This window comes from Clostridium cylindrosporum DSM 605 (assembly GCF_001047375.1).
GTDB classification, from domain to species: domain Bacteria; phylum Bacillota; class Clostridia; order Clostridiales; family Caloramatoraceae; genus Clostridium_AB; species Clostridium_AB cylindrosporum.
On record NZ_LFVU01000028.1, the window covers coordinates 376,373 to 394,389 of the forward strand.

Consider the following 18,017-nt stretch of genomic DNA (forward strand, 5'->3'; position numbering starts at 1 on the left):
AGAATATTCTAAACTTATAGTTCTATTAATCCTAAACTTATTGTTAGTGCCTCGTCTACTTTGGAAATTAGGTCTGATGATATACTCCCAACCTTTTCCTTAAGCCTTTTCTTGTCTATCGTTCTAATTTGTTCCAGCAAAATAACTGAATCTTTGTTTAGTCCATCGTAATCCTGTGAGTTTATCTCTATATGTGTTGGTAATTTTGCTTTATTAATTTGAGAAGTTATTGCTGCTACTATAATCGTAGGGCTGTACTTATTGCCAACGTCATTTTGAACTATTAGAACAGGTCTAATACCACCTTGTTCAGAACCTATGACAGGGCTTAAATCAGCATAATATATATCTCCTCTTTTCACCACCTGTGCCATTATCACAATCACACTCCGCTAATCCTGCTTCATATTTAGCAAGCTCTAAACAATCACTGGTAATACCACATTCTGAAATTTCACAATTAATATTGCCCATTTCTTGGTATCCCTTTTTCATAAGTTCCTTTAACCCTTTTCTTTTACGCTCATTAATATAATAAACTACGGTTTTTCTTATCACTTCACTTTTGTTCTTATCTGATTTACTTTTATGGGCATTATCAAATTCCTCAAGCAAACCTTCTGGGAGATTTAGTAGTTTTTTTCTTTTCTTCATTTTATTACCCCCTAAATTCACCTATGTATATAATTATACTTTATGTATATCTGGGGTGTCAAAAATCTCATAGTGTATACATATACTGGGTTATCAGTTACTATATTATTTCTATATATATTAAAATATGTCTAAACAAAGTTTTTTATTCTAACAATTTCATTATTTTCTATATAAACTCTCGGCACCCTCTTAGAGACCATACATAAAACTTCATAGGAAATTGTATCTAACTTATTTGCTATAATCTCTGCATTTACATTAATACCAGTACTTTCTCCCATGATTATAACTTCATCAGATACATTGACACTTTCACACTTTGTAACATCAACCATACATTGATCCATACATATTTTACCTACTACTGGACATAAAGCTCCGTTAATAATTACACTTGCCTTATTAAATAGTAGTCTTGTGAAACCATCTGCATAACCAATAGGTATAGTTGCAATTTTCATTTTTTCATTTGCAATAAACTTTCTACCATAGCTAATTGGAGTTCCTGCTTCTACTTCTTTTACATATACCACGTTAGACTTTAAAGTCATAACAGGCTTCAAGTCTAATACGCTTTTATTTATTTCATCGGAAGGATAATACCCATATAGTATTATTCCAGGTCTTACTGCATCAAGATAAGATTCATCAATTGATGTAATAGCCCCACTATTTGCTATATGCTTAATTTCTATTATTATTCCTTCACTTTCAAGCCTTTTTATAATTTCATTAAACTTTTCAAGTTGCAGATAAGAAAATTCTTTATTCTCCTCATCTGCAGTTGAGAAATGAGAAAAAATACCTTCCACAAATATATTAGGCAAGGCTTTTATCTTCTTTATTTCCTCTATAATGTTATCACTATCACTATACCCTAGTCTACCCATTCCAGTATCTATTTTTATGTGAATTTTTGCCATCTTTTCCTGATTTATCGCTTCATCTGATATAGCCTTTGCAAGCTCATAATTGAATACAGTTTGTGTTATATCATTTTCAACTATTTGATCTGCAAAGGTAGCTGGGGTATATCCTAAAACTAGTATAGGCTCATTGAAGTCATTTCGTCTAAGTTCCATTGCCTCTGTAATTACTGCAACAGCAAAATAGTCAATTCCCTCTTCTCTTAATACCCTGGCAACCTCTATGGCACCATGTCCATATGCATCCGCTTTTATAACACCAAATATTTTCTTACTATTTACTAAACTTTTTACCTCTTTAAAGTTATGTCTCAAATTATCTAAATTTATTTCTGCATAACATGGTCTTATATGATCTAGCATTCTCTCACCCTCATTAGTACATAATTTTTTCACCTTTATCTGTTAGAAGACAACTTCTCTAACTTAAAAGCCCCTTTATCAATTGACGGGTTGTACTTAAAGTTCGTATATTTTACTTCTACTGTTACCTTATTATCTTCATTATATATTTCTAGTATAGTTGGAGTAGCATCTTTTTCAGTTATATATAACTTAGCATAGTTCCTATGTTCATTTGAATTTGGAAGTTTTGCCTTAAACTCGATACATCTTTCCCCATCTTTTTCAGTTAATTTCTCTTTTATATCCTCAGACATAATAAACTTTTTCTGAATTATTCCCATGTATATAATCTCATCTATATCTCTTAATGCATCAAATTCTACTACTTCTTTTATAAGTGGATGGTATACCTTCCACTTATTCTCGCTATAAACAACAGTTTTTCCTTTAAGCTCCTTAGGTTCAATTGTCTCTATCTTAACATTATTGGGGTCCTCTACGGTTTGCTTAACCTTATATATAGATGAAGATTTATTACCATGTACTGTAATGGTTGCATCTGCTGTATAGGATTTCATTTCCATAAGCTTCTTATGTGAATTATAACATTCTCCTTTGTCTCCACAGGCCACTAAGAATAAAACCATAGCCATAGAAGATATTATTTTTAAAGCTTTCACACTACCACCTTTTCAAAGAGTTACACTGTATACATATTCTTAAAACTTCCTGTGTATTACTATTTTACATATTGACCTATGTAATTAGTTATATCTGATGCTTTAAGTCCATAACCATATACCTCATAGGCCATATCTCCTGCTAATCCATGGATATAACTTCCTAAAACCCCTGATTCATAGGCTGTGTAACCTTGTCCAAGAAGTGAGCAAATTATTCCTGTAAGAACGTCTCCACTTCCCCCTGTTGCCATTCCAGGATTCCCACTTTTATTAATGTAAACCTTATCACCATTTGAGACTACAGTTTCATGTCCCTTAAGTAGAAGGATACAATTGTGTTCCTTTGCAAATTTTTTGGCAACCTCTTCTCTATTTGAGTTTATATAATTTACCGAAAGTCCCGTTAACCTACTCATTTCTAATGGATGTGGTGTCAAAATAACACTACATTCTCTTTCCTTTTTAAGAATATTAACATCTAATGCCAGTATGTTAATAGCATCCGCATCTATAACAATTGGAATCCTTGATAACTTTAGAATCTCTTCAATTGGCTTTAAAAACTTTTCTTCAAAACCAATACCTGTTCCAATAGATAAAGCATCTGATTTTTCTAATATTAAGTTTATATCTTTTTGTGTTAAATTAATAGTTCCACCACTATGATTTAATGGTGTATATGTGGCCTCATAAACACTTGATGCTACCCTCTCTATTATACATTCTGGAATTACACAGTTAACTAGACCAGACCCTGTTCTTAATGCCGCATTTGCAGCTAAAATTGCAGCACCTGACATAGTATAACTTCCACCTATAATAGATACTTTTCCATATGTACCCTTATGGGAGTTATTTTCTCTTTTTCTAAGTATATTTAAGGGATATTCTTTTAAAAGATATTCTTTCCCTCTACCTTTTACTTCTTTTAAAGCTATTGCACTGGAAATAGCAAAATCTTTTTCGTGGGATATGCTAACCTTTATGGTTCCTATTCCCATATCTTCAGCTATTTTTCTAGCATTTCCATGTAATATAACAAATGGTTCATTATCTTCCCTTAATACCTCTACATCTTTAAATTTAAATCCTGTAAATCCTGTACCCATAGACTTTACTATAGCTTCCTTCGCAGAAAAATAACCTGCAGCACTTTCAGCTCTCTTATGCTTTAAGTACTCTCTTTCCCTATCAGTAAAGAACTTTTTCATAAATGCCTCTTTTTCTATAAGTCTTGCAACCCTTTCTATTTTAATAATATCTATTCCAGTTCCAAAAACCATATTAATTCACTCCACTTTTAGCCTTTTACTTAATAATAACATATATTTTTACGTTAAAAAAAGTAGCATAGAATTATCTACGCTACCTGTTATATTATCTTAATTATAAACACTTTCTATTTTCATAAGTATACTCTATATAAACATCTATACTATCGGATAAAATATCAATAAAATGAAGAGGTGAAGCTTCATTTTCTGAAAGCTGTTTTATAGTTTTTACTGCATATTCCTTTGATGCAGTAAAATCAGCTATTGTTTTACTAACAAAATATTCAAAGCCAATACCTTCAGCAGATACCTCTATTCCATATACATCTACCTTCTTCTCAAAATCATTTTCATTTTTAGACATTGTAAGATAGTATTTATACGTATACTCTCTATCAGCTGATGCTACATCTCTACTTTCAATCTCAATTTTCACCATAATGTATTACCCCCAAAAAAATAAATATAAAATAAGCCTTTAACTTACACATATAATTATATGTTGTATTTTAGTTGATGTAACGAAATTTCATTCGGGTTCATTCGACCTAAAATTAGAATAAAAAACCATATAATGTATAAAATTTCTACCAAATAGTATTTATAGGAAATTCCTATACCATTTATTTCTATAAACATAAAATAAATATATTTTATTGTCGAATTATAGAGATATTTTTTCAACCTAAATAAAAGGTTACTTTAAAATTATCACTTTTAAAGTAACCTTATCTACTATCCTTTATAAATATGCCAAAGTTGATCGTTTCCACCTCTAGCAAATACATCTATTCTATTTTTCCCCCAACTACATGCTGATGGTTCTGATTTTAAGAATCCTCCAATATTAGTCCAATTGCTCCAAGCTCTTCCGTCCCACTTCTTCCATATAAGTTGATTATTCTCCCCTCTTGCAAAACAATCAATTTTATTAGGTTCTGTAGAAACTGCACTAGGTGCTGAAGTAAGCTTTCCACCTAGGCTCTCCCAATTAGACCAGTTAGATCCATTCCACCATTTATGCCACATAGCATTATCACTTCCACGTACAAAGCAATCTATTCTATTTGGTCCCCAGCTACATGCACTAGGCGATGATGTTAATACTCCTCCAAGATTCTCAAAACTTGACCATTTTGAGCCGTCCCACCATTTGTGATACATTGCATTATCTGTTCCTCTCACAAATGTATCTATTCTATTGTAGCCCCAGCTACATGCTCCTGGAGCTGATGTTAATACTCCGCCAAGGCTTTCAAAATCTGACCATCTTGAACCATTCCACCATTTATGATACATTGCGTTATCTGTACCTCTCACGAATGTATCTATTCTATTGTAGCCCCAGCTACAGGATGCTGGGGCGGACTCTAAAACTCCCCCGAGGTTTTCATAATTCGACCATCTACCATTCCACCATTTATGATACATAGACTTATCTGTACCCCTAACAAAAACATCTATCCTATTTTTTCCCCAGCTACATGCTGATGGAGCCGCGGTTAATACCCCTCCAAGGTCCTCCCAATTAGACCATTTATCACTTTTTTCTCCAGGTACTCTCTCTCTTGAGCTTAATGATGTTTTTAAAGTAATATACATAACTTTAGTTGAAATATTCCTAATAACGTTAGAAGAAACACCTGATATCATTGTTACTAAAAGTACTTGATTATATTGATTATAAAACTCCTTAGCTAAAAGTTCTGCCTTTTTCTGGTTATCTCCAGAGTATTTATTCTTATTATCAATGCCATATGAGATGGCAAGTGAAATTATATATCTCGCTGCAACTCTATTTACATTGTATTTAGATAGTTCTGTATAAACTTCTGGATATACACTATCTACTTCTCTTAGAACCCTATTTACGTCTTGAGCATTTACTCTTACGAATTCCTTGGAAATTACTTCTCCATTAACTATGTTATATGCTTTTTTATCTTTACCTCCTACTATATTGTTCATAACACATTCTGTACTTATATGTTCAATGTCTTCCCCATAAAGTTCATAGGCTGGATATATAAAATATGAATCTTTATCCTCTTTAAATCCCATAACAGAAATCCCTTCACTTAATCTCATTTTCTATAATATTCAAGTGAAGGTGGTATTGTTACTTATCAATATATATAGTGCATATTAATAGGATTTATTTTTTAGTACATAGTATAACTTTCCTCTTCCATTTTCATTTATGTAAACATGTTCCCCTTCTAGACTTTCTAAATACTTTTCTCTCTTATTTTCAACAGTTTTTTTATTAGCATCATCAAACTTACTGTTTTTGTTCCACTCGATAAAAACAGATAATATTTCTCCTGTTATAGCATCTACATTTACTGATATATATTGATCCTTTACATCTATATCATTATATACTCTATTAAAGTTAAAGCTATATACTCTACTATCTGATAATTCATACTCATTTTGGTTAAGATTAATATTTTTTAGTTCCTTATTATATATTAGGGCCATTGCTGTAATAGCTTTTTTATATGCATCCTTAAACTCTATAGGTTTAAAATTACCTCTTTCCACTGTTTCATAGCCATATTTATATATATTTAAAACTTCAAAACTCTTTGCATCATACTCTACATAATATCTTTCCCCTGACTTTGTTGCTATAATACTTCTTATTAAGTTAGTACCATTTTCATTTATAACTTTTATAGGAAGTGCTCTTCCATCTTTTCCTGTTAGCCTCTTTATAATATCTAATGAAACACTCTCTACTTCTTTTTTTGTTTTAGGTGTGTTTGTAAGATTTTTTATACCACTTGATATATTTTCTTTTACTGTATATGCGTCTTTAAAAATATCCTTTATAGCTCTTTTATTTACATCTATTATATATTCTTCATCTGTACTTAGCTTAAAATCTAATATATATTTATTCCCATAGCCAACATATAGTGGGAGAATTGCATCGCTTTTTCTTAAAATATTTACTGCTTCTTTTTTATTTATTTTTTTTCCTACTTCTTCTTCAAATATAGCATTAGACCAGCTTATATCAAATGATAGTAACTTCATATCCTCTGAATCTACAGATATACTCCCACCCTCTTCAACAACTTCGATGTTATTATGTAATCTTTGCAATTTAAAATTAAGTATATTATTGTGATTATTTTTTGTTAGTATTATGTTTATATCATTTATCTTATCAGCCTCATATTTTTTTAAGAATTCATTAATCAGTTTTTTAGATTCATTTACATTAATTGAACTATTTTTACTAACACTTTCAGTTTTAGAAGGTGAATATGCACTTTTTATGCTACCATACTTATCTATCTTTACCTTATACCTTCCACCCTTATCTCCATTTACATCTACTGTTATTTCAAATATCCCATCTGCCTTTTCTTCTACTTTTACTGGAGTATCATTTGAAATATTAGCTTTAAAATAATCTTCTAAAACTTCTCGAGATATTTTCTCAGCATCTTGTTTACTGATCAAATCTTTTTTATTATTTTTTTCATTTTTAAATATAGTATTTGCTGATTCACTAATAGACTTTTTAGCCTTCTCTACCTTAACCTGATTATTTAGTTGAGTATAATCCTGCTTTCCCCTTAACATTGCACCTATAGATTCTTCTGCATATCCAAGAGATGAGGGAATTATAGTTAATATTAATGCCGTACCTATAGCTAGGGGTATTATCTTTTTCTTTTTACTCATATCCATAGCTCCTTCACGATTTTGTAAGTACAATTATATATTAATAACAAATGATTTATAACTAAAATCGTAAGACTAATTAGTTCATAGAACATCGGTGATTTACAAACTTTATCATGATACTTCAAACTCACTTAGCAATATAGTATATATTTAATTTTACTGTCTAAAATTAAGTGTACTTTTAAAGTTGAAAACATCAGATAAAGGTGTTTTTGTAAGTTATCTTAGAATATTTTAAAAATAAATTAATTTATTTTTCTAAATGCAAAAAAAGATGACACATTATGCATCATCTTTTAAACATATCTTATTTAACAGTATTAATAAGATATCCTATGTTTTCTATATAACACTCTACTTTATCCCCTTCTTTTAGGTATTTTGGAGGATTCATTCCCATACCAACGCCATCGGGAGTTCCTGTAGATATAATATCTCCTCTTTTTAATGTAATTCCTTTAGATAATTCACTTACTATAGTATCAATATCAAAAATCAACTTCTCTGTTGTTGAGTCCTGTCTTAAATTATCATTAACCCTACACTGAATCTTTAGTTTTGGTGGATATGGAATCGAATCCTTATGTAAAACATATGGACCAATAGGACAAGTACCATCTAAACTTTTTCCTCTAAACCACTGTACATGCTTTCGCTGTATGTCCCTTGCAGAAATATCATTTATAATAGTATATCCAAAAATGTACTTATGAACCTTATTTTTAGGAATATTACTACCTTCTTGCCCAATTATTATTCCAAGTTCTGCTTCATAATCTAAAGAAGAAGTTATTTCTTTATGTAACTTTATATTTTCAAATGGTCCAACTGACTTATCTACCATCTTTGTAAAGAATACAGGATGCTCTGGAATATTATGTTCAGCATCTATAGAATTTGCTATTTCATCAATATGTTCTTTGTAATTTTTTCCAATGCATATTACATTTCTTTTTGGATGTAGTATAGGAGATGTTAATACTACATCACTTAATTTTATTCCTTCATGTCCTGAAGCATCCTTTAATAAAGCAATGTATTTAGCGGAAAAGTTCTCAATTAAATCAATTAAAGAAGCAAATTCTTTGCCTATTAAATCTTTTATAGGAATAACATTATCACCTTGAACTATACCTATATACTTATCACCTTTATATATAAAACTTGCAAATAGCATAACACTTCCTCCTTATAATAAGATCATTACTAATTATACTACTAATTTTTCATAACTAAAAATAAATATAAGCCCTATAGACATACTTCCTATAGGGCTTAACAAAATATAAATTAAATTTTTCTTTTAAGAAGATTTAGTTTAATCAACTGTATTGTTAATATTACTATGCTAGAAAAAACTAAAACGTAATATGATAATAAAGTGTCAGAATCTAGATTAATTGAAGCTATAGTAATTAAGCTACTTAAAATAACAAATGCTAAAGTTTCTTTAAAGTTCACTTTATATTTATAATTAATAACCATAGTAAATACAAAAGATATTGTTAAGAATATTAACAAATAAATCAAAATACTTCTTAAACCTTCATTGTTATACACACTATTTCTATAGGTTAATGATCTTACAATTCCCATTCTACTTCTAGATAAATAGTATATAGTAATAGCAAATAATATCCCTAGAATTTGAATTAAAGTTCCAACTAACTTAATTATACTCTTTATATTCATAAGTAAATACCTATCTTTACTATTTCTTTGGAGTTCCTACTTCTATTGGATTTGCTGGATTCCCTGTATTTCCACTCCATTCATTCCATCCACCATCATATAGTGATATATTCTTAAGTCCCATTGCGTCTGCGTATAATAAAACTTCAGCGGCTCTCCATCCTGTTCCGCAGTAGAAAGATAGTCTTTGGTTAGGAGTTATACCCCCTTCTTTCCACATTGAAAGTATTTCATCTTTATTACGCATTGTATTATCTAAATTTCTAAAATCATCTAAATTTGAATTATCTGTTCCTGCATGTCCCCATACTGAACCCGCTGGGCGTCCCTTTGGCTTAATATAGTCATATCCTGATGTCTTTCCTATAAATTCATCCCAACTTCTAATATCAACTAGCTTGCTATTATTTTTATCTGCTAGTATTTTCTTAGCCTCTGAAAGATCTACTATATATCCCTTATTTAGAGCAGTAGTTGCTCCAAATGATTTTACAGGCTCTCTTTTATTTGATGTTTTTTCAAGTTCATAGCCAGCCTTTTCCCACTTAGCTGTACCACCATTTAATAGTCTAACGTCTTTTACCCCAATATACTTAAGAATTGCACCTACTCTTGCTGCAGGCATTGGGTCCATTCCATAAACTACAACTGTTGTATCAACTGTTATTCCTGTATCTTCGGCAAACTTTATTAATTCTTTATCTGAAAGACGGTTCCATAAAGGACCTTTTTCTACATAGTCAGTATTAATATGAACTGCACCCTTTATATGACCCTTTTTTAAGTAGTCAGGTGAATCCTTTTCTTCTCCCCAAGATGCTTCAAGTATCTTGTATCCTTTTCCAGCATATCCTTCTGGATTTTTGCCATCAATTAGATCCTTTACCCACGAAGGAGTAACAATCATTTGATAATTTTCGTATGATTCCATAGGCTTACCTTCATCATTTGCCCATTCTTTTATATCATATGTATAAAGATTTTTGTATCCTTTACTTGAAAGGTACTTTGCAACTACAATTGCATCCTTACCGTTTGCATCATAAAGAACTATATTTTTTTCAGGTGATATCCCTTTAACCTTTATAGCTCCTTCTAGTCTTTTTTCTTTATTTTTACTATCAACAGAAAGCCAAGCCGCTGAAAAGTCCTTGGCACCTTTAATATGGCCACCTCTTTTAACTCCATCAAGCTTCCAACCATTAAAAGCATCATTTTCCCTTGTATCAACAACTACCCAATCACTTTTATTAATATTTTTTTCTAAATCCCCAGTACTAATCTTTTTAAGGTTATTTTCCTTCTTTGACTTTTCTGTAGTTTTACAGGCAGTAAAAACTGACATTGTAAATACTAGTGTTAAAGCCATTACCAATAACTTTGTACCTCTTTTCAAATTTATTCCCCCTTATATAAAACTTACATAGATAAGGTTATCATCAGAATAATAATTAGTAAACATAATTCCAGTTACTATTCCATTTACTAATAATAACCTTTTTTTATATTGTATTTCCCTATATAAATGCTTTTAAATTAAATATAAAAAACACCGATATTTCGTTAAACAAACAAAGTATCGGTGTTTTAAACTATATCATCTTTTCTATAAACTGCTTTATTCTTGGGTGACTTGGATTTTCAAATATATTTTCAGGTGCAGTATTCGCGATTATTTCTCCCTTATCAAAGAATACTATTCTATCTGAAACTTCCCTCGCAAATGCCATCTCGTGAGTAACTATAAGCATAGTCATATTTTCCTCTGCAAGATCCTTTATAACCTTAAGAACTTCTCCAACAAGTTCTGGGTCAAGTGCAGAAGTTGGCTCATCAAATAGCATTATATCTGGTTTCATAGCAAGTGCTCTTGCTATAGCTACTCTTTGCTTTTGTCCCCCAGATATTTGACAAGGATATGAATTAATCTTATCTAATAATCCAACCTTATCTAAAAGCTTTTTAGCTTCTTCTATAGCAGTCTTTCTATCTATTTTCCCTACAACCATAGGAGACTCTATTACATTTTCTAATACAGTTTTATGAGGAAAAAGATTAAAACTTTGAAATACCATTCCTACCTTTTTAAGTCCGACTCTCGCTTCCTTAGGCTTTACTTTAGTTCCATCTTCTTTTATTCCTGCTGTTTGAATGCCTTCTACAATTATTTGACCATCATCTATTATTTCAAGATTACTTATACATCTTAAAAATGTACTCTTTCCTGAACCTGAAGGCCCTATAATCGAAATAACTTCTCCCTTTTTAACATCTAAACTTGCGTTTTTTAGAACATCTAAGTCCTTAAAACTCTTGTTTATATTATCTATCTTTATCATAAGTCACACTCCTACTCATAAATAGAAAGTCTCTTTTCAAACTTTCCAAATATAAATACTACTACATAAGTTAGTATTAAATATATTACTGCTGCTATAACATATGGAGTTATATTTCCATCCCTATTAGATAACTGATTAGTTGCTCTAAGTATATCTCCCATAGATACAGCTGCAAGAAGTGATGTATCCTTAATAAGTGTTATAGTCTCATTGCAAAGTGGAGGTAAAACTCTTTTTATAGTTTGAGGAAGAATTATTCTAATCATAGTTTGAACCTTTGTCATACCTAGAACCTCAGATGCTTCATATTGACCCTTCTCAATTGATTCAATACCTGCTCTAAATATTTCTCCAAGATATGCTCCATAGTTAAGTGCAAATGTTATAGCTGCTGCTTCAAATGGAGTTAAAACTATACCTATAAGAGCTAGTCCATAATATGCAAAGAATAATTGTAAAAGTAGAGGTGTTCCTCTAAATAACCAAGTATAAAATTCAAGTATTGCTTTTATAGGACCCTTACCAAAGATCTTTCCTATTGCAACTAATAGTCCCAGTGGAATTGATGTAACTATTGTAAGTGCAAATATAGCAAGAGTTAAGGTTAACCCTTCTGTTAAAATGTATTTCGTAGATTGTAAAATGTATTCCACTGCTATTTCCTCCTTGAATAATTATATTACTTCACTACTATATCTTCTCCGAACCATGTTTTAGATATATTAGATGTTGTTCCGTTTTTCTTAAGCTCATCTAAAATTTTATTAACTTCATCTCTAAGTTTTACATCGCCTTTTCTAAACCCTACAGCGTATGCTTCTTCTCCTAGATTTTCATTTAAAAATACATATTGATCCTTTTCCTTAGCTAGGTAGTACTTAGATACAACTTTATCCATAAGTGCAACGTCAATTCTTCCAACCTTTAAATCAACTAAAACATCCTTATTCTTAGGATATACTTGGTTAGATGCAACAGAAGATGAAAGATTCTTATCAGCAGTAAACGCTTCTTGGCTACTACTCTTATCTTGGAATCCTATTTTCTTACCCTTCATGTCAGCAATTGACTTGATAGTTGAATCCTTTTTAACAACAAAAGCCTGAGTATTATTTAGGTATGGTTTTGAAAGAGCCATATTCTTTTCTCTTTCTGGAGTAACTGACATACCATTCCAAATCGCATCTATTTTTTTAGTCTTAAGTTCCATTTCCTTTGCATTCCAGTCAATTGGCTTAAACTCTACTTCAACTCCTAGCTTCTTACCAACTTCCTTTGCAAGATCTATATCAAAACCAACAATTTGTCCATTTTCTCCTCTAAATCCCATTGGTGGGAATCCGTCATCAAGTCCAATAACAAGTTTACCTTTGTCCTTTATTTCCTTAAGGGAATTATCTTCAGTAGTTTGTTCTGCTTTTTTACCACAACCAGTTAATAACATTGATAGTGATAGAATAGCAATTACTACTAAACTAAATATCTTTTTCATAACTTTATTACCCTCCTAATTGAATATTCCATAATATCTTATAGACCTATTATACTTTAACATACTAAATTTGTAAAGTTATGCACTAAGAATTTTGTAGAAACATATAAAATTCCATACTAATAATAAAAAAGTCATTGCAATTATACTTTTACAATGACTTTTTGACAAAATACTAATTATTAAGCTTCTAGTGTGCTCTTCCACTCTTTAAGTGTGTACTTTCTTGATCCATCTCTAATAACAGGATCCTTTTCAATCCATTCTTTAGCTTCTTCCATTGATGAAGCATTGTATATAATAAGTCCACCACTGTGATCTGTGAAAGGTCCCTTAGCAACTACCTTTCCTGAATCTAATAATCCATAAAGATATTCAAGATGCTCCTTTAAAACTTCCGCATCCTTTTCTTTATCAACTGTTTCCATAAACGCTGCATATAGTATCATATGTACATCCTCCTTAAAGCTTAAAATATTTAATATATTATATCATATATTATATCTATCTCCTAATGCTATATAAAAGGATTTATATATTTATCTAATTATTTTTCTTGTTAATGTACCAATACCTACTCCCATCATAATAACTCCAGTTATCATTTCCACGTTGGCAACACTATAACTTACAGTGTCAGGTGTTGCTTTATTAATTCCCATTCCTGCAAACATTCCTACACTTAGGTTAATACTCTCATTAAAATATGTAAAAAACTCTCTTAACCCAACACCTTTATATGAACCTTCGACTAATCCAATTGTGTGACCATCAACTTCTAGTCCTGTAATTAAATATAAAAATGCAAATATTACTATAAGCACAAGTGAAAAAATAAGCGCATATATAGGACGCTCTCCGTATCCACAGGTAACAAAATATAAAAATGATTCTAACTTAGGTAGAAAATCTAATGTCTTTCTTTGAGTATTCTTTCCTAAGAAATAATATTCTCCAAAGTTGTTATTTAGTGTGTTGTCTTTAAACTTATCTGCTATGTTTTGATATACCATATAAATTCCTTCATATTCATTCCTACTACCATTTCTTATAGGTATTTTGTCAAAAAAGCTTTTTTCATCAAGCTTACTTCTTTTTCTATCATTAAATTCTAGATCACTTATATAAGTTTTAAATATCTTTATTCCCGAAAGGTCACAATCTTCAACAGTAACCATATTTAGTTCCGATTTATAAATTATTATACTTATCATGTCTGTTTTTTGAAATGATGCATTTTTAATGAGACAGTTTTCAAAAATTAAATATGATAGGTCACAGTTAACAAACTTAGGATAAATACTACATCCTTTTAAATAACATGAAAAATTATCTTTCCTATTTAGTGATGGCTTTTGATTGCTATCAGACTTAATAAAAGTACATCCATCAAATGAAACTCCTCCTCCAAGAAAGTCACATTCTTCAAAAATACATCCAATAAAATTACAATTCTTAAACTTAATGTTACTAAATCTGCAGTTTATAAACTTTGAACAAATTATATCCTTATTCTCCATAAGTATAAAGTTTTGTTCATCCTCTACACCTTGCTTCCCAAATGCTTGTTTCTTAAATTCTTTATAACTATACTTTTCGTAGGGACTATATTCCTTGGCAAGTGTTCTATTCTTATGCATTTCCTTAATTATCTTTTGATTGTTATTCTTTCTTTTCTCTAGCTGTTCCTTAGCAACATAAACTTCTTCTTTAAAATTTACGTATCCCATAATACACTCCTCATAATAAGCAATAATATTTATTATGTGTACATACTTAAAACATATACAGAAAAGGAAAAAAATAAAGAGAGCATCTAATAGGATACTCTCTTTATACAAATCTTTTTATTATATTAATTTAAAACTCAGCTTGACCTGTAGTTCTTGGAAACGGTATAACGTCTCTAATATTTGATACTCCTGTCATGTACATTATTATTCTTTCAAACCCAAGACCAAATCCTGAATGCTTAGTTTCTCCATACTTTCTAAGGTCTAGGTACCACCAGTAGTCTTCTTTATTTAATCCTAATTCTTCTATTCTAGCTTCAAGAACATCTAATCTTTCTTCTCTTTGGCTTCCACCTATAATTTCGCCAACACCTGGAACAAGTAGGTCCATTGCAGCAACAGTTTTGTTATCTTCATTTATTCTCATGTAGAATGCTTTAATGTCCTTAGGATAATCACTTACAAATACAGGCTTTTTAAATACTTTTTCAGTAATATATCTTTCGTGCTCAGTTTGAAGATCTATTCCCCATTCTACTGGGTATTCAAACTTTTCACCTGACTTAAGAAGTATATCAATTGCCTCTGTATAAGTTATCTTAGCGAAGTCTGATGAAACAACATTTTCAAGTCTTTCAAATAATCCTTTATCAACAAATGAATTAAAGAATTCCATTTCCTCAGGAGCGTTTTCTAGACAGTAATTGATTATATACTTTATCATTTCCTCAGCAAGCTCCATGTTATCACTTAAGTCAGCAAATGATATTTCAGGTTCTATCATCCAAAACTCTGCAGCATGTCTTGCTGTGTTTGAATTTTCTGCTCTAAATGTAGGTCCAAATGTGTAAATATTTCTAAAAGCAAGTGCATATGCTTCTCCATTTAGCTGTCCACTTACTGTAAGATTAGCTTCTTTTCCAAAGAAATCCTCTGAAAAATCTATCTTTCCATCTTCTGTTTTAGGAGTGTTTAAAATATCAAGTGTTGTTAATCTAAACATTTCTCCTGCACCTTCACAGTCACTTCCTGTAATAATTGGAGTGTGTACATATACAAAATTCTTTTCATTAAAGAATTTATGTATAGCATATGCTGCAAGCGATCTTACTCTAAATACAGCTGAGAAAAGATTACTTCTTGGTCTTAAATGCGCAATTGATCTTAAGTATTCAACAGTATGTCTTTTCTTTTGTAGTGGATAATCTGAATCTGAATTACCAACTATATTTACACTAGTAGCCTTAATCTCAAATGGTTGTTTAGTTCCTGGAGTTTCAACAACTACTCCAACAACTTCAATAGATGAACTTATTGGAAATTTTGTTACTTCCTTAAAGTTTTCAAGTGTATCATCAATAACTACTTGAACATTTTTAAAGAAGCTTCCATCATTAATTTCAATAAATCCAAAACTCTTTGAGTCTCTAATTGTTCTTACCCAACCAGAAATCTTTACATCTTTTCCTAGGTAGCTTTCAGTTTCTCTGTATAAGCTACGTATCAAAGTATCCTTCATCTTTAATTCTCCCTTTTTAATAATAAAATAAATACAAAAAACCCTTCGTCCACAATGGGACGAAGGGATATCTCCGTGGTGCCACCCAAATAGTCTCTCGACCACTTAGCTTAAGTACTACCATACTTAAAAGGTTATAACGACCTTATCCGTCTAATCCTACTAACAATTAAGGGTTCGGTTAGCAACTCCCAGATGTTCTTCAATATAGCAATCATATGGAACTTTCACCATCTTCCACTCGCTTAAAATCAAAAACCATATCTACTCTTCTGTTCACAGTTTTTATATTATCATACTAATTATAGAATTAACATAAGTTTATGTCAATATTATGAATATGTAAAGGTTTATAGAAATACAACTAAATTAAAGTATCTACTAATAAATCCTTTTCTTTATTAAAATGAAATATCCTCTCTGTTAAATGGCATACTCATACACCTTGGACCGCCTCTACCTCTAGATAGTTCAGAGCTTGGAATAGATAAAACCTTTACTCCAGCTTTATCAAGTAGTTCATTAGTTACGTAGTTTCTTTCATAAGTAACTACAAACCCTGGTGCAATGGTTAGAGTGTTTGAACCATCATTCCACTGCTCTCTTCCAGATACAATAATGTCTCCTCCACCACATCTTATTAATTCAACACTGTCAATTGAAAGAGACTCCGCAAGTATTTTACTAAGTGAATTAGTGTTATGCTTTATATTTATACATCCATTAGAACCCTTTGTTAGTTCATAAATATTTAAAGGACACTCTATTCCTGGATGAATAGTAAACTTATCATAATCAACCATAGTAAAAACAGTATCCAGATGCATAAATGCTCTACATTTTGGTATATCAAATGCAAGTATTTTTTCAAAGGATGTATCTGAATTTAATAGTGTCTCAGCTAAATGCTCAATAGCCTTAGCAGATGTTCTCTCTGACATTCCAACGGCTATTAACTTGTCTGAAAGAACTAGTTCATCTCCACCTTCTAGTGGAAATCTTTCTGTTCTGTTATACCATAAAGGAACATTCTCCTTTATAAAATCTTTATGATACTTATGAATATATTCTAAAAAAATCGTTTCCCTTCTTCTTGCTTCGATTTCCATAACATTTAGTGAAAGTCCCTTGCCAATAATTGCTCCTGGATCACGTGGAAAATATAAATTAGGCATAGGATCTAAATAAAATGGATAGTCATCTGAGATTAAGTCCATTAAAGAAGTCTTTTCTCTAATATGTATTTCATCTTTTCTAAGGCCTGTCATCACTTTATCTACCATTTGTCTTGTTTCCATACCAGATAAATGGTTATAAATAGCCTCTATAAGATTAGGTGAAATTATTCTGCTCTCCTCTATAAATTCTCTTATAAATTTATCCTTTACTTTTTCATCCTCTAGAGCTTCTGTAGTTAAATCCTCAAGATAAAGTACCTCTGTTCCATTTTCCTTAAGGATACTAGCAAAAATATCATGCTCCTCTTGAGCTATCTTTAGATAAGGAATATCGTCAAACAAAAGTTTTCCTAAATGCTCTGGAATAAGATTTTCTACTTCCCTACCAGGTCTATGAAGCATTACTTTGTTAAGCTTACCTATTTCAGAGTAAATATTAATATAACCCATAGAATAGTCCTCCGTATACAA

At 30.9% G+C, this 18,017-nt stretch carries 18 protein-coding genes and 1 other annotated feature; all 18 genes read right to left on the reverse strand.

The window, feature by feature from the left end; genetic code table 11:
• Positions 1-14: 14 nt before the first annotated feature.
• A complete protein-coding gene (locus CLCY_RS12595; protein ID WP_048571494.1) occupies positions 15-374 on the reverse strand; it encodes a type II toxin-antitoxin system PemK/MazF family toxin in 360 nt (119 codons plus the stop codon).
• The gene (locus CLCY_RS12600; protein ID WP_048571495.1) at positions 334-654 is read right to left on the reverse strand and encodes a hypothetical protein; all 321 of its coding nucleotides are present in this window, start codon (positions 652-654) and stop codon (positions 334-336) included. The genes CLCY_RS12595 and CLCY_RS12600 overlap by 41 nt, the downstream gene beginning before the upstream one ends.
• A gap of 131 nt (positions 655-785) precedes the next feature.
• A complete protein-coding gene (alr, locus tag CLCY_RS12605; RefSeq protein WP_048571496.1) occupies positions 786-1,946 on the reverse strand; it encodes an alanine racemase in 1,161 nt (386 codons plus the stop codon).
• Between the two features lie 35 nt (positions 1,947-1,981).
• Positions 1,982-2,608: a hypothetical protein gene (locus CLCY_RS12610; protein WP_048571497.1), complete on the reverse strand. Its 627-nt coding sequence runs from the start codon at positions 2,606-2,608 to the stop codon at positions 1,982-1,984.
• 59 nt (positions 2,609-2,667) lie between these two features.
• The gene (locus tag CLCY_RS12615) at positions 2,668-3,894 is read right to left on the reverse strand and encodes an NAD(P)H-hydrate dehydratase (protein ID WP_048571498.1); all 1,227 of its coding nucleotides are present in this window, start codon (positions 3,892-3,894) and stop codon (positions 2,668-2,670) included.
• Between the two features lie 103 nt (positions 3,895-3,997).
• The gene (locus CLCY_RS12620; RefSeq protein WP_048571499.1) at positions 3,998-4,324 is read right to left on the reverse strand and encodes a DUF6514 family protein; all 327 of its coding nucleotides are present in this window, start codon (positions 4,322-4,324) and stop codon (positions 3,998-4,000) included.
• Positions 4,325-4,620: 296 nt separating this feature from the next.
• Positions 4,621-5,946 (reverse strand): PLL family lectin, encoded by a 1,326-nt coding sequence (locus CLCY_RS12625; protein ID WP_242844980.1) that lies wholly within the window; start codon positions 5,944-5,946, stop codon positions 4,621-4,623.
• Positions 5,947-6,030: 84 nt separating this feature from the next.
• A complete protein-coding gene (locus CLCY_RS12630) occupies positions 6,031-7,587 on the reverse strand; it encodes a YcdB/YcdC domain-containing protein (protein WP_048571500.1) in 1,557 nt (518 codons plus the stop codon).
• A 310-nt stretch (positions 7,588-7,897) separates the two neighbouring features.
• A complete protein-coding gene (locus CLCY_RS12635) occupies positions 7,898-8,767 on the reverse strand; it encodes a fumarylacetoacetate hydrolase family protein (protein ID WP_048571501.1) in 870 nt (289 codons plus the stop codon).
• Positions 8,768-8,880: 113 nt separating this feature from the next.
• On the reverse strand, positions 8,881-9,282 hold the full coding sequence (locus CLCY_RS12640) for a hypothetical protein (RefSeq protein ID WP_048571502.1): 402 nt from the start codon (positions 9,280-9,282) through the stop codon (positions 8,881-8,883).
• 19 nt (positions 9,283-9,301) lie between these two features.
• Complete coding sequence (locus CLCY_RS12645; RefSeq protein WP_423230501.1) at positions 9,302-10,627, reverse strand: rhodanese-like domain-containing protein; 1,326 nt, start codon at positions 10,625-10,627, stop codon at positions 9,302-9,304.
• Positions 10,628-10,874: 247 nt separating this feature from the next.
• Positions 10,875-11,621, reverse strand: coding sequence for an amino acid ABC transporter ATP-binding protein (locus CLCY_RS12650; protein WP_048571503.1), 747 nt, complete (start codon positions 11,619-11,621; stop codon positions 10,875-10,877).
• Between the two features lie 11 nt (positions 11,622-11,632).
• A complete protein-coding gene (locus CLCY_RS12655) occupies positions 11,633-12,277 on the reverse strand; it encodes an amino acid ABC transporter permease (RefSeq protein ID WP_048571504.1) in 645 nt (214 codons plus the stop codon).
• 26 nt (positions 12,278-12,303) lie between these two features.
• Positions 12,304-13,116 carry an amino acid ABC transporter substrate-binding protein gene (locus CLCY_RS12660; protein ID WP_048571505.1) on the reverse strand — a complete coding sequence of 271 codons (813 nt, stop codon included), beginning with the start codon at positions 13,114-13,116 and terminating at the stop codon, positions 12,304-12,306.
• Positions 13,117-13,298: 182 nt separating this feature from the next.
• Positions 13,299-13,565 carry a YciI family protein gene (locus tag CLCY_RS12665; protein ID WP_200899984.1) on the reverse strand — a complete coding sequence of 89 codons (267 nt, stop codon included), beginning with the start codon at positions 13,563-13,565 and terminating at the stop codon, positions 13,299-13,301.
• 90 nt (positions 13,566-13,655) lie between these two features.
• Positions 13,656-14,846, reverse strand: coding sequence for a pentapeptide repeat-containing protein (locus tag CLCY_RS12670; RefSeq protein WP_048571506.1), 1,191 nt, complete (start codon positions 14,844-14,846; stop codon positions 13,656-13,658).
• Between the two features lie 130 nt (positions 14,847-14,976).
• Positions 14,977-16,368, reverse strand: a complete 1,392-nt coding sequence (asnS, locus tag CLCY_RS12675) for an asparagine--tRNA ligase (RefSeq protein WP_048571507.1) — start codon at positions 16,366-16,368, stop codon at positions 14,977-14,979.
• Between the two features lie 52 nt (positions 16,369-16,420).
• Positions 16,421-16,657 (reverse strand) — a binding site (T-box leader).
• Positions 16,658-16,769: 112 nt separating this feature from the next.
• A complete protein-coding gene (arcA, locus tag CLCY_RS12680; RefSeq protein ID WP_048571508.1) occupies positions 16,770-17,996 on the reverse strand; it encodes an arginine deiminase in 1,227 nt (408 codons plus the stop codon).
• Positions 17,997-18,017: the final 21 nt, after the last annotated feature.

Coding starts and splice junctions, on each gene's coding strand:
- CLCY_RS12595 (WP_048571494.1), bottom strand. CDS start 374: ATGGCACAGGTGGTGAAAAGAGGAGATATATATTATGCTGATTTAAGC.
- CLCY_RS12600 (WP_048571495.1), bottom strand. CDS start 654: ATGAAGAAAAGAAAAAAACTACTAAATCTCCCAGAAGGTTTGCTTGAG.
- alr (WP_048571496.1), bottom strand. CDS start 1,946: ATGCTAGATCATATAAGACCATGTTATGCAGAAATAAATTTAGATAAT.
- CLCY_RS12615 (WP_048571498.1), bottom strand. CDS start 3,894: ATGGTTTTTGGAACTGGAATAGATATTATTAAAATAGAAAGGGTTGCA.
- CLCY_RS12620 (WP_048571499.1), bottom strand. CDS start 4,324: ATGGTGAAAATTGAGATTGAAAGTAGAGATGTAGCATCAGCTGATAGA.
- CLCY_RS12625 (WP_242844980.1), bottom strand. CDS start 5,946: ATGGGATTTAAAGAGGATAAAGATTCATATTTTATATATCCAGCCTAT.
- CLCY_RS12630 (WP_048571500.1), bottom strand. CDS start 7,587: ATGAGTAAAAAGAAAAAGATAATACCCCTAGCTATAGGTACGGCATTA.
- CLCY_RS12635 (WP_048571501.1), bottom strand. CDS start 8,767: ATGCTATTTGCAAGTTTTATATATAAAGGTGATAAGTATATAGGTATA.
- CLCY_RS12640 (WP_048571502.1), bottom strand. CDS start 9,282: ATGAATATAAAGAGTATAATTAAGTTAGTTGGAACTTTAATTCAAATT.
- CLCY_RS12645 (WP_423230501.1), bottom strand. CDS start 10,627: ATGTCAGTTTTTACTGCCTGTAAAACTACAGAAAAGTCAAAGAAGGAA.
- CLCY_RS12650 (WP_048571503.1), bottom strand. CDS start 11,621: ATGATAAAGATAGATAATATAAACAAGAGTTTTAAGGACTTAGATGTT.
- CLCY_RS12660 (WP_048571505.1), bottom strand. CDS start 13,116: ATGAAAAAGATATTTAGTTTAGTAGTAATTGCTATTCTATCACTATCA.
- CLCY_RS12665 (WP_200899984.1), bottom strand. CDS start 13,565: ATGATACTATATGCAGCGTTTATGGAAACAGTTGATAAAGAAAAGGAT.
- CLCY_RS12670 (WP_048571506.1), bottom strand. CDS start 14,846: ATGGGATACGTAAATTTTAAAGAAGAAGTTTATGTTGCTAAGGAACAG.
- asnS (WP_048571507.1), bottom strand. CDS start 16,368: ATGAAGGATACTTTGATACGTAGCTTATACAGAGAAACTGAAAGCTAC.
- arcA (WP_048571508.1), bottom strand. CDS start 17,996: ATGGGTTATATTAATATTTACTCTGAAATAGGTAAGCTTAACAAAGTA.